Below are 11,717 nucleotides of genomic sequence, written 5' to 3' on the forward strand. Positions count from 1 at the left end.
CACCGGCACGTCTTCGCGACCATCGAGGATGCCCGGCGAGGCTCCTACACCTGGATCGACGGCTGGTACAACGCCCGCCGACGCCACAGCGCCCTGGGCTACCTCAGCCCGCTAGAGTACGAACGCCGCCAGCTCGCGCTGGCCGCATGACCAACCAACTACCTGTCCGGGAAACGGGGTCAACTTCAGCGCCAGGCGCCCTCGCGAACGCTCGAGACTCCCGCAGGCCTACATCAACCTGCTCGAGCGCTGGGGCCTCACCCCGCCCGCCGACACCTCGCCCTGACCCACGGCATCCTCACCGGCGCGACCGGCATCTTCCGTGCGACCGGCATCATTCCCGCGAGAGCGCAGCCACCGCCACCCCTCGCGTGCGCCCCACACCGCGGCGTAGCCACCCGCGACCAGGGCGGTTCCCACGATCGTGACGGGCACGACCTCGGCGCCAGCGACCGCGAGCGCCCCGGGGCCAATCGACCCGCGCGACACCATCGTGAGCACAGCGAGACCCGCGGCGACCACCGCGACGGCGGTGCCCGCCGCGCGTGCCCCGGCCCACCCACGGCCCACGCGTCGGTGGAGCAGCGCGAACGCGAGCGCCGAGAGTGCCGCCACAACCGCCGGTGCCCATACCCACCATCCACCGGAGCCCGACGGCAGCGCGCCGAGCAGGGGTAGCTGCGGCAGCGCGGCCTCCGTCAGGGTGTCGGGCGCGTACAGCGACCCTGTGCCCACCACGAAGCCGGGACCGATCACCCACGCGACCATCCAGCACGCGAGCGTGGGCACGTAGAGCACCTCGCCCAGCGCGAGCGCGCCCGCGCCCAGCGGGTCCATCGCGAGGCCGGTCGCCGTGGATGCGACGCGGTCCATCCCCAGCACCGCCCACGCAGTTCCGGCTGCCGCGGCCAGCAGGAGCACCAGGGCGAGCGTCGCAAGGCCCAGGCGCAGCCCCGCACGGATCGTCGCGGGGATGCGGTCGAGCATCTCGAGGCGCGCGCCGTATGCGCGCCAGATCCCGATCGCCACCGCCGGCGCGGCGATCAGCGCGCCCACGGTCGTGGCCCGCAGGACCGATGCCGTGGTCGAGTCGGTCGCGGCGGTCGCCAGCCCCGCAATCACCCCAGCACCCCCGGCAAAGGCCGCGACGGCGAGTCCCCAGCTGGTCCACGTCTTGACCGCGAAGCGGCGCGCGACGGACGCGAGGATCGCGCCGCTCAACAGCACCATGCCCAGCGGCACGAGCGACACGACGCCGTCACCCGCCGGAACCGGAACGCCGTGCCCGAGCAGCCACAGGCGGGTCGCCACGGTCGCGGCACCCGACCAATCGACCGCGGCCGAGCCGTCGAGGCTCGGCGCGCCCGCGACCGCCGCGAGCGCGGGGGCGAGCACCACGAGATAGGACAACAGCACGCCCTGCAGCCCCGTGAGGACACCGCCGGCCCACCCGGGCAGCGCCTCACGCATGCGACTGATCGCACGGCGCACGGCGCGCGGCGCGCGAGCGGGACGCGAACTGCGCGGCGCGGGGTCCGGGCGCGGGGTTGATGCCGGGCGCGGCGGGTCGAAGGGCATGGCATCCATGGTCGCGCGGCGCGGTCGCAATGCGGCGGACCGGCGCGCGGGGTCCGGACCGCGTCCTGCTGCCCCGTCCGCTCCGTCGCCCCCTACCCCGTCTCGCTGACACGTGGGTGCCCGATTTCGCAGCGTTCTGGACACTGTTGTGTCAGCGGGGCGCGGGGTGACGTCGCTGTCCACAGATTCTCGCGGTCACCTGCACGCGCCGAGCCCCGCGACGGACCATGACGCATGACCCGTCACGCTCGCGTCTCGCGCGCAATCGAGGAGCTCCTCGCGCGCCTCCACGGGCCTTTCGAGCCGGCGCTGACGCGCGCCGAGGTTCTCGCCGCCATCGGGCGCCGCGGACTCGAGTCAGCAGTCGCGCACAGCGAACTGGTCTCGGTGCTGCCAGGGATCTACGTCGCGGGAGACCTCGCGCTGGACCATCGCGTACGGTGCGCCGCCGTGCGAGTGTGGAGCAAGGGCCGGATACTCATCGGCGGAGAGTCCGCCCTTCACCTTGCGAATCCACGCTTCGCCGCCCCGGCAAGAGTGAGAGCAATCGGGCCGCCGCACTGGAATGCGCGCCCGCCTTCGTGGCTGGACCTCAGCCGACGCCCTATGCCTCGCACCAGGTCCACCTTTCGAATGGTGCCGTGCCTGGCAGCCGAGGACGCCCTGCTCGACGCGTGGGCCCGAGCCCCAGCGCACCGCCGCAAGGACATTCTCTACCAGGCGTTGTGGCTGAAGATCGTGGGCGCGAGGCGACTGATTTCGGAAGCCGCGCGCCGGCGTCGCCTACCCGACCGTGCGCATTTCGATGCCATCATGGGCGACTTCTTGGACGGTGCGACGTCTCCTTCGGAGGTGATGGCGAGGCGCGAAGTCTTCACGGGCCAGCGCTTCCGCGACCTCGAATGGCACGTCGCAATGCGGATCGCCGGACGGGACCGGACCGCAGATTCGCTGCACCGCGCGCGCCGCGTGGTGATCGAGCTCGACGGCGCGGGCTATCACTCGTCGCGCACTGCCGTCGACAGTGATCGCACCAGGGACGTCGAGTTCGCATCCGAAGGCTGGCACACCGTCAGGTTTTCGTTTCGGGACCTGCGCGAGCGGCCCGAGTGGTGCCGGGAGATGCTGCTGCGAGTCCTCGCGACGCGCCGGCCCAGACCCTGACTGACACCCCTGACTGACACATGGGTGCTCGAGTACCGCGCCGTTCGAGCACCCATGTGTCAGGTGGACGGAGACTGTCAGGAAGCGGTGAGGATCTCCCGCATGAGGCGCGCCGTCTCAGACGGGGTCTTGCCGACCTTGACGCCGGCGGCCTCGAGTGCCTCCTTCTTGGCCTGGGCGGTGCCCGCAGAGCCGGACACGATCGCGCCGGCGTGGCCCATCGTCTTGCCCTCGGGCGCCTCGAAGCCCGCGACGTAGCCCACCACGGGCTTGGTCACGTGCTCCTTGATGTAGGCGGCCGCGCGCTCCTCGGCGTCGCCGCCGATCTCGCCGATCATCACGATCGCCGCGGTGTCTGGGTCGTTCTCGAAGGCCTCGAGGCAGTCGATGTGGGTGGTGCCCACGATCGGGTCGCCACCGATTCCGACGGCGGTCGAGAAGCCCAGGTCGCGCAGTTCGAACAGCATCTGATAGGTCAGCGTGCCGGACTTCGACACGAGGCCGATCCGTCCGGGTCCGGTGATGGTCGCGGGGGTGATGCCCACGTTCGACTGGCCGGGCGTGATGAGGCCGGGGCAGTTGGGGCCGATGAGCCGCGTGCCCTTGGACTGCGCGTACGCGAAGAACTCCGCGGTGTCGGCGACGGGAACGCCCTCGGTGATGATGACGATGAGCGGCATGCCGGCGTCGACGGCCTCGATGACCGCCGCCTTGGTGAAGGCGGGCGGCACGAAGACCACCGAGACGTCGGCGCCCGTCGCGGCCATGGCATCGGCGACCGAGCCGAATACGGGAATCGTGACGTCGCCGGGGAAGTCGACCTGCTCGCCGGCCTTGCGCGGGTTGACGCCGCCCACGATCTGCGTGCCCGAGGCGAGCATGCGCGTGGTGTGCTTCATGCCCTCCGAGCCGGTCATGCCCTGGACGACGACCTTGGAGTCTGCGGTGAGGAAGATGGCCATGAGTGCTCCTTAGGCGGCCGCGGCGGCGAGCTCTGCGGCCTTCGCCGCCGCGCCGTCCATGGTCTCGACGATGGTCACGAGCGGGTGGTTGGCGGCGGCCAGGATCGCGCGGCCCTCCTCGACGGCGTTGCCGTCGAGGCGCACCACGAGGGGCTTCGAGGCCTCGTCGCCCAGCGTCTCGAGCGCGCCGACGATTCCGTTGGCGACCTCGATGCAGCTGGTGATGCCGCCGAAGACGTTGACGAACACGCTCTTCACCTGAGGATCGTTGAGGATCACGTCGAGGCCGTTGGCCATCACGGCCGCGGACGCGCCGCCACCGATGTCGAGGAAGTTCGCGGGCTTGACCCCGCCGAACTGCTCGCCCGCGTACGCGACCACGTCGAGCGTGGACATCACGAGCCCCGCGCCGTTGCCGATGATTCCCACCGCGCCGTCGAGCTTGACGTAGTTGAGGTCGAGCGCCTTGGCCTTGGCCTCGAGGGGGTCGGCCGCGGCCTTGTCCTCGAGCGCCTCGTGGTCGGCGTGGCGGAAGCCCGCGTTCTCGTCGAGCGTCACCTTGCCGTCGAGGGCGACGATGCTCCCGTCCTCGGTGCGGACGAGCGGGTTGACCTCGACCAGGGTCGCGTCTTCCTCGGCGTAGACGGTCCACAGCTTCTGAATGACGTCCGCGACGGGACCGCGCAGGTCCTCGGGGAAGTTCGCGACGGCGACGATCTCGGCGGCCTTCGCGGCATCGATGCCCACCAGCGGGTCGACCGCGACGCGCGCGAGGGCGTCGGGACGCTCGACCGCGAGCTGCTCGATCTCCATGCCGCCCTCGACCGAGCACATCGCGAGGTAGCGCCGCTCGGCGCGGTCGAGCAGCACGCTGAAGTAGTACTCCTCGGCGATCTGCGCGCCGGCCGCGATCATCACGCGGTGGACCGTGTGGCCCTTGATGTCCATGCCCAGGATCGCCGCGGCGTGTGCCTCGGCCTCCTCGGGGGAGCGGGCGACCTTGACGCCACCGGCCTTGCCGCGGCCTCCGGTCTTCACCTGCGCCTTGACGACGACCACGCCGCCGCCCAGCTGCTCTGCCGCGGCGCGTGCCTCGGCGGGGGTCGTGGCGACGATTCCGGGAAGCACGGGTACGCCGTGCTTCTCGAACATGTCGCGCGCCTGGTACTCGTACAGGTCCATGCACTGTCCTCACGCGATACGCGCGCCCTCGTCGGCGCGCTGGTCCGATGGTCCAGGCTCAGCCTACCGAGATCGGCCGCCCATTCGGGACCATGGTCCCCTGCCCGCCGTCGTGCGCTCAGCCGCCCGCGCCGAACCTCGTCGCGGTCTCACGAATCGACGCGGCGGACGCGTCGAGCGCCGCCCTCTCGGCATCGTCCACCGGCACCTGCACCTGGTGCTCGATGCCGTTGCGTCCCACGACGGCCGGCAGGGACATGCAGACCTCGCCGACGCCGGGGTACTCGATGAGCGTCGAGACCGGCAGGACGCGGCGCTGGTCGCCCAGGACCGCCTCGACGATGCGCGCGCCGGCGGCGCCGATCGCGTAGTTGGTCGCGCCCTTGCCCTCGATGATCGTGTAGGCGGAGCGCATGACGTCGTGGTGGATGCGCTCACGCACGTCCTCGGTCATGACGACCTTGCCGTCGCGACCCTTCCACTCGTTGAGCGGCAGGCCGCCGATGGTCGCCGACGACCACAGCGCGACCTCGGTGTCGCCGTGCTCGCCCGCGATGTAGGCGTGCACGTTGCCCACGGCGACGTCGCACTCTCGCGCGATCTCGTGGCGCAGGCGCGAGCTGTCCAGCACCGTGCCCGAGCCGAACATGTGCGCCGGGTCCATGCCCGACTTCTTGATGGCCGCGTACGTGACCACGTCGACGGGGTTCGTGACCAGGATGTAGATCGCGTCGGGCGCGGCCTCGAGCAGCGGCGGCAGGACCTTGTCCATGAGCGAGATGGTCGCACCGGCCAGGTCCATGCGGCTCTGGCCGGGCTGCTGCTTGGCGCCGGCGGTGATGACGACCACGTCCGAGCCCTCCACCACGCCGACGTCGTTCGAGCCGAGCACGGTCGCCTCGGGCATGAACTGGATGCCCTGCGCGAGGTCGAGCGCCTCCGCCTCGACCTTGGCCTTGTTGATGTCGTAGAGCGCCACGGTACGCGCGAATCCGCGCATCAGTCCCGCGTATGCGAGGGTCGAGCCCACGGCTCCCGCACCCACGATCGACACCTTCGACGTCTTGGTTTCCATGGTTCCTCCGGAGGTTCGATGATCCGGGTACGAGCCTAGTCCGCCCGCCCGGGCCGCGCCCCCACCTCGCTCGCGTCCCTTTTCCCCGCACCCCGACCCCACCCCCCGTTCCGGAAGTCACACATCTGGCGACCGGTGCGCGCGAGCCACACGGGGACTCCGGATTACCCGGCGTCAGATGTGTGACGTGCGCAGGGTTCGGGTGCCGGCGCGGGTGCGGAGTTGCGCTTGGATCGGACGATGCGCGGGTTCAGTCCGCGTCGGACAGGCAGAAGGTCGCGCGCTCGGGACCGGGGACGCTAGCCGAGAACGCCGCTTCACCGCGCGTCGAGCTGATGGTCGCCCACGCGACGACCTCGATGCAGCCGTCGCGGCCGATGCCCCACCACGGGTACACCTCCTGGTGCGACTCCGTGCCGGTTGCCGCGTCGAGGCTCCCGACATCGAAGCGCAGTGAGGTCTCGTCGCAGCCGAACGTCATCTCGGCGAGCGAGTCGCCCATCGACGGCGGCCCGAAGTCCCACTCGCCGCACGTCGCATCCCCCACCACGATCCCTGCGTCGATGGCGCTGAGCTCGCCCACGCCCGTGCAACCGGTGCCGGCGTGCACGCTCGCGATCGTGTCGCCCACGAGCGACGTGTCCGTCCACACGCGCCACGGCAGCGCCGCGATCACGGGGCGTCGCTCCGTGCCCTCAAGCGTGGTGGAGAAGCCGACGTCGACGCAGTGGCCCGACTGCTCGTCCGTGAGCGTCCACTCGCGCTCGACCGGCACCGTGCTGACGGCCGCCGCCGGCACCCAGGGCACCGCGAGCGCGGCCACGATCACCGCCACGGCGACCGCTCCCGCCCAGGCCCACCCGCGCATCGTCCCCCCATGAGGCGTCGGCACCGACGCCTACCTGGGGGAATGCTAGCGCTGGCGGCTACAGCTTGTCGAGGTTGTTGAAGCGCAACACGAGGCGCTTCACGTCGCCGCCGAAGTCGACCTTGACCACCGCGTTGCGGCCCACGCCCTCGGTGCCCACGACCTTGCCCATGCCGTGCTTGTCGTGCAGCACGCGCTCGCCCACCTCGAAGCCGATGTCCCCCGAGCCCACGCCCGGCGGGCTCGGCGGCACCCGCCGCGTGCTGACCGCACCCGCGCGCGAATACGTGTTGCCGTCCTCGCGATCCTGGTTGCCGCCGTAGCCCATGCCCGACCATGCGCCGGAGCGGGAGCTGCCGCGGTCCGAGGTGGCACGCAGCGAGGACATCGTGACCGCGGCGCGCGTCCACGTCATGAGATCGGCCGGGATCTCCTCGACAAAGCGGCTCGCGCCGAAGTACTGCGGGGATCCCCACGAGGACCGCGCCTCGGCTCGCGTGAGGTAGAGCCGCTCGCGCGCGCGAGTGAGGCCCACGTAGGCAAGGCGCCGCTCCTCCTCCATGTCCTTGAGGTCGCCCGACTCGATCGACCGCATGTGCGGGAACGTGCCGTCCTCCATGCCCGTGAGGAAGACCACGGGGAACTCGAGGCCCTTCGCGGTGTGCAGGGTCATCATCGTGACCACGCCGCCGGTGCCGTCGGCATCGGGCACCTGATCGGCATCGGCGACCAGCGCGACCTTCTCGAGGAAGTCGGCGAGCGTGCCCTCGGGGTTGTCCTCGGAGAACTCACGCCCCACCGCGACGAGCTCCATGATGTTCTCGATGCGGCTCGCGTCCTGCGGGTCTTCGCTCGATCGCAGCGACGCCAGCATGCCGCTGCGGTCCGCGATCGCGTCGAGCACCCCCGCAGCGCCGTTGTCCTTCGCGAGCGCGCGCAGGTCGTCCATGAGCCGCACGAAGTCCTCGATGGCGCGCCGCGAGCGGGCCGCAAGCCCGGCATCGTCCAGGCGCCTCAGCGACGTCCCGAAGCTCACCTGCTCGCCAGCGAGCGCGAGCGAGCGGCGCACCGCCTCGACGGAGTCCACCGCCGTGTCCCCGATTCCACGCTTGGGCGTGTTGATGATGCGGCGGGTCGCGATGTCGTCATCCTCGTTCACCACGGCGGCGAGGTACGCGAGCATGTCCTTGATCTCCTTGCGCTCATAGAAGCGCGTGCCGCCGACGACCTTGTAGGGGATCTCGGCGCGGATGAAGCGCTCCTCGATCGCGCGGGACTGCGCGTTCGCGCGGTACATGATCGCGATGTCCGAAGGCTGGGCCTCGTTCGCGTCGATGAGGCGGCGGATCTCGGTCGCGATGTACTGCGCCTCGCCCTGCTCGGTGTCCGCGGCGTAGCCCGTGATGGTCGCGCCCGCGCCCGAGTCCGTCCACAGGTTCTTGGGACGGCGGTCCGAGTTGTTCGCGATCACCGCGTTGGCCGCGGACAGGATGTTCTGCGTCGAACGGTAGTTCTGCTCGAGGCGCACGATGTGCGCGTTCGGATAGTCCTTTTCAAACTCGAGGATGTTGCGAATGGTCGCGCCGCGGAACGCGTAGATCGACTGGTCAGCGTCACCGACGACCGTGAGCTCGGCGGGCGGGAGGCTTGCATCGTCGGCGGGCCCGACCAGCTCGCGCACGAGCACATACTGCGCGTGGTTGGTGTCCTGGTACTCATCGACCAGGATGTGGCGGAAGCGCTCGCGATACGCGCGCGCCACCTGCGGGTGATCCTGGAGAAGCCGCACCGTGCGCACGATGATGTCGTCGAAGTCGACGGCGTTGGCCGCCGCGAGCCGGCGCTGGTACAGCGGATACGCGTGCGCGGCGGCATGCTCGATTGAGAAGCGCGACGCCATCGCGGCCCCCGCAAGCGCAACCTCGGGGTCGATCAGCTCGTCCTTGAACTTCCCGATCCGTCCCAGCAGAGCGCGGGGGGTGAACTTCTTGGGGTCGAGGTCGAGCTCCTTCATGACGAGCTTCATGAGGTTGATCGAGTCCGACGTGTCGTAGATCGAGAAGGAGCTGCTGAGCCCCGCGAGCTCGTGGTCGCTGCGCAGGATGCGCACGCACGCGCTGTGGAACGTCGACACCCACATGCCGCGTGCCTCGGGGCCCACGAGCGCCTCGACACGCTCGCGCATCTCGGCCGCCGCCTTGTTGGTGAAGGTGATCGCGAGGATCTGGTGCGGACGCGCGCGCCCCGCCTCGAGCAGGTGCGCGATCCGATGCGTGAGGACGCGGGTCTTGCCCGATCCCGCTCCCGCCATGATGAGCAGCGCGTCGCCCGCGTGGAGCACGGCCTCGGCCTGCGGCGGGTTGAGCCCGGAGACGAGCGGGGACTGGGGGGCCTCAGAGAGGTCGAAGAGCGCATCCATGACCCGGAAAGTCTAGGCGCTGGCTCCGACCGTCGGGCGCGCCTCCTCACCTGCCTTCCGCGCCGCCTCACCTGCCTTCCGCGGCTCCGCGCCTCTCCCGCGCGCCGCCCCCGCGGCTCCGCCACACGGAATCGCGGCTCCGCCACACGGGTCTCGGCGTGTCGCCGGCGTGTCGCGCCCGGAGGCGCGCTCAGGGACGATGCCCCGGGCGGCTTGTGTGGCGGAGCCGCAAGAGGGGCGCGGGGTGGGCGCGGGGTGGCGGAGCCGCAAGAGGGGCGCGGGACGGGTGCGGGGTGGGGGCAGGTGGGGAGCAGGCGCTGGAACTCACGCCACGTCGCGCGCGACCGTGCCCAGTCGCTCGAAGATCGCGAGCGCCTCCTCGGCGGCCGCGCGCACCGCGGGGTCGTCGTCGTACTTGCTCAGGCCCAGCAGCGTGCGCCACACCTCGCGATCCGACGGCGCGCGTCCCGCCCACGCGAGGATCGAGAAGCACAGCGCGTAGGTGACGCGCAGCTCGGGACGCGGATCCTCTGCGAGCACCCGCAGGCGGGGAGACAGACGCGCGAGCGCACCGATCCTCTCGGCACGCAGCGTGCCGTCCCTGTCGCGACGCGGCCAGGCGGTCCAGAAGGCGTGCGCGCGCAGCGGGTCGTCTCCGTCGTGCGCGAAGGCACGGGGCAGGTCTCGGCTGTCGATCTGGAACCGACGCCCGACCAGGGGTTTCGCATCGCCGCGGGGCATGTGCCACAGATATCCGATTCGCGGCGATTCCACAAGACCCGGAAACGCCGATGGACGGCCCCCTGCGGGACCGTCCATCGGAGTGTCGCTCCGGACTCCGTGCGGAGCGCCGGGAGCGAGCGAGGGAAGCTAGCGCGAACGACGCGCGCGACCGCCGCCCGAGCCACCACGGCTCGAGAACGCGGCGGCACCGCCCGAGTGAGAGGCGCCGGAGGACGCGCCTCCCGCGCGGGACGCGCCGCCGGTCGAGCCCTGGCCACCGTGTGCACCGTGGCCCTGAGGACGCGACTGCGCACCCGTGGCCGAGCCGGAGCCCGTGCGCGGCTGCCCGGCACGTGCCTGCCCACCGCGGCGACCGCGGCCGCCCGCACCACCGGCACCGCCGTTGCCGCGCGAGCGCGACCCCTGCCCACGCTGCTGCGTGGGGGTGCCCGGAACCACGGCATCGGCCGGAGCCACGAACGGTGCCACCTCGCCGATCAACGCGACAACCTCGGCGGATGCCGCGTTGACGGCCTGGGGGCGGACGCGGATCGCGGCCTTGCGCAGGAGCTGCTCGGTCTCGCGGCGCTGCTCGGGAAGCACCACGGTCACCACGTCGCCCGCGGAGCCGGCGCGAGCCGTGCGGCCCGAGCGGTGGAGGTACGCCTTGTGCTCGGCCGGCGGGTCCACGTGGACCACCAGCTCGACGCCGTCGACGTGCACGCCGCGAGCGGCGACGTCCGTCGCGACCAGCACGCGGTGAGTGTTGCCGGCAAAGGCGGCAAGGTTGCGGTCACGCGCGGCCTGCGACAGGTTGCCGTGCAGGTCGACCGCGGGGATGCCCGCCGCCGTGAGCTGCTTCGCGAGCTTCTTCGCCTGGTGCTTGGTGCGCATGAACAGGATGCGGCGGCCGCGACCCGAGGCAAGTGCCTGGACCACGTCGCGCTTGGCATCCGCGCCCGCGACGTGCAGCACGTGGTGCGTCATGGCCTCGACCGGGCTGGACTCGGTGTCGACCGAGTGCATAATCGGGTTCGACAGGAAGCGCTTGACGAGCTTGTCCACGCCGTTGTCGAGCGTCGCGGAGAACAGGAGTCGCTGGCCCTTGGCGGGAGTCGCGGTCATGATGCGCGTGACGCCGGGCAGGAAGCCGAGGTCGGCCATGTGGTCGGCCTCGTCGAGCACGGTGATCTCGACCGCGTCGAGCGACACGTGACGCTGACGCATGAGGTCCTCGAGACGGCCGGGGCAGGCCACGACGATGTCGACGCCGCGTCCGAGCGCCTGCTCCTGGCGGTGCTGGCTCACGCCGCCGAAGATCGTGGTGGTGGTGAGGCCGTATGCGGCGGCGAGCGGCGCGATGACGGCGTCGATCTGCGTCGCAAGCTCGCGGGTGGGGGCGAGCACGAGCGCGCGGGGCTTGCCCGGGCGCGCACGGCCGCCCGCCTGGCCTAGTCGCGCGACCATCGGCAGGGAGAACGCGAGCGTCTTGCCGGAGCCGGTGCGGCCGCGCCCCAGCACGTCGCGTCCCGCGAGCGTGTCGGGGAGCGTGTCGACCTGGATCGGGAACGCGTGGGTCTTGCCCTCGCGCTCGAGGACGTCGGTGAGGTGTGTGGGAACGCCGAGTTCGGCGAAAGTCGTGGAAGTCACGTGAGTGCCCTTCGTGGCATGGGCCGATGCGCGCAGACCTCAAGCGGTCAGGTCACCGGCGGTGGTGGCGAAGGCGGAGGAATCCGCGCTCGTTCG

At 71.2% G+C, this 11,717-nt stretch carries 10 protein-coding genes; 2 read left to right on the forward strand and 8 right to left on the reverse strand.

Going from position 1 to position 11,717, the window contains the following annotated elements; all coding sequences use genetic code 11:
- The coding region (locus ABEA62_RS12695) for an integrase core domain-containing protein (RefSeq protein WP_425557993.1) at positions 1-150 on the forward strand (150 nt) is incomplete at its 5' end.
- A gap of 78 nt (positions 151-228) precedes the next feature.
- Here the strand turns inward: ABEA62_RS12695 and ABEA62_RS06570 are convergent.
- Entirely contained in the window at positions 229-1,578 is a 1,350-nt protein-coding gene (locus tag ABEA62_RS06570) for a cell division protein PerM (protein ID WP_345379214.1), read from the reverse strand.
- A gap of 633 nt (positions 1,579-2,211) precedes the next feature.
- Here ABEA62_RS06570 and ABEA62_RS06575 point away from each other — a divergent pair.
- On the forward strand, positions 2,212-2,742 hold the full coding sequence (locus ABEA62_RS06575; RefSeq protein WP_286215100.1) for an endonuclease domain-containing protein: 531 nt from the start codon (positions 2,212-2,214) through the stop codon (positions 2,740-2,742).
- A gap of 77 nt (positions 2,743-2,819) precedes the next feature.
- On the opposite strand, the gene sucD is transcribed toward ABEA62_RS06575, so the two are convergent.
- The 7 genes from sucD to ABEA62_RS06610 all read right to left on the reverse strand — a co-directional run bounded on the left by sucD (position 2,820) and on the right by ABEA62_RS06610 (position 11,621).
- Entirely contained in the window at positions 2,820-3,704 is an 885-nt protein-coding gene (gene sucD, locus ABEA62_RS06580) for a succinate--CoA ligase subunit alpha (RefSeq protein WP_286215098.1), read from the reverse strand.
- Between the two features lie 9 nt (positions 3,705-3,713).
- The gene (gene sucC / locus ABEA62_RS06585) at positions 3,714-4,886 is read right to left on the reverse strand and encodes an ADP-forming succinate--CoA ligase subunit beta (RefSeq protein WP_345379221.1); all 1,173 of its coding nucleotides are present in this window, start codon (positions 4,884-4,886) and stop codon (positions 3,714-3,716) included.
- 118 nt (positions 4,887-5,004) lie between these two features.
- Complete coding sequence (locus tag ABEA62_RS06590) at positions 5,005-5,961, reverse strand: L-lactate dehydrogenase (RefSeq protein WP_286215096.1); 957 nt, start codon at positions 5,959-5,961, stop codon at positions 5,005-5,007.
- Positions 5,962-6,211: 250 nt separating this feature from the next.
- Positions 6,212-6,829 (reverse strand): hypothetical protein, encoded by a 618-nt coding sequence (locus ABEA62_RS06595; RefSeq protein ID WP_286215094.1) that lies wholly within the window; start codon positions 6,827-6,829, stop codon positions 6,212-6,214.
- Between the two features lie 58 nt (positions 6,830-6,887).
- Positions 6,888-9,248: a DNA helicase PcrA gene (gene pcrA / locus ABEA62_RS06600; RefSeq protein ID WP_345379224.1), complete on the reverse strand. Its 2,361-nt coding sequence runs from the start codon at positions 9,246-9,248 to the stop codon at positions 6,888-6,890.
- A 324-nt stretch (positions 9,249-9,572) separates the two neighbouring features.
- Positions 9,573-9,989 (reverse strand): hypothetical protein, encoded by a 417-nt coding sequence (locus ABEA62_RS06605; RefSeq protein WP_286215093.1) that lies wholly within the window; start codon positions 9,987-9,989, stop codon positions 9,573-9,575.
- 129 nt (positions 9,990-10,118) lie between these two features.
- Positions 10,119-11,621, reverse strand: a complete 1,503-nt coding sequence (locus ABEA62_RS06610; protein WP_286215092.1) for a DEAD/DEAH box helicase — start codon at positions 11,619-11,621, stop codon at positions 10,119-10,121.
- Positions 11,622-11,717: the final 96 nt, after the last annotated feature.

The sequence above is a fragment of the Demequina sediminis genome (genome assembly GCF_039545075.1).
GTDB lineage: Bacteria > Actinomycetota > Actinomycetes > Actinomycetales > Demequinaceae > Demequina > Demequina sediminis.

Coding starts and splice junctions, on each gene's coding strand:
- ABEA62_RS06570 (WP_345379214.1), bottom strand. CDS start 1,578: ATGCCCTTCGACCCGCCGCGCCCGGCATCAACCCCGCGCCCGGACCCC.
- ABEA62_RS06575 (WP_286215100.1), top strand. CDS start 2,212: ATGGTGCCGTGCCTGGCAGCCGAGGACGCCCTGCTCGACGCGTGGGCC.
- sucD (WP_286215098.1), bottom strand. CDS start 3,704: ATGGCCATCTTCCTCACCGCAGACTCCAAGGTCGTCGTCCAGGGCATG.
- sucC (WP_345379221.1), bottom strand. CDS start 4,886: ATGGACCTGTACGAGTACCAGGCGCGCGACATGTTCGAGAAGCACGGC.
- ABEA62_RS06590 (WP_286215096.1), bottom strand. CDS start 5,961: ATGGAAACCAAGACGTCGAAGGTGTCGATCGTGGGTGCGGGAGCCGTG.
- ABEA62_RS06595 (WP_286215094.1), bottom strand. CDS start 6,829: ATGCGCGGGTGGGCCTGGGCGGGAGCGGTCGCCGTGGCGGTGATCGTG.
- pcrA (WP_345379224.1), bottom strand. CDS start 9,248: ATGGATGCGCTCTTCGACCTCTCTGAGGCCCCCCAGTCCCCGCTCGTC.
- ABEA62_RS06605 (WP_286215093.1), bottom strand. CDS start 9,989: ATGCCCCGCGGCGATGCGAAACCCCTGGTCGGGCGTCGGTTCCAGATC.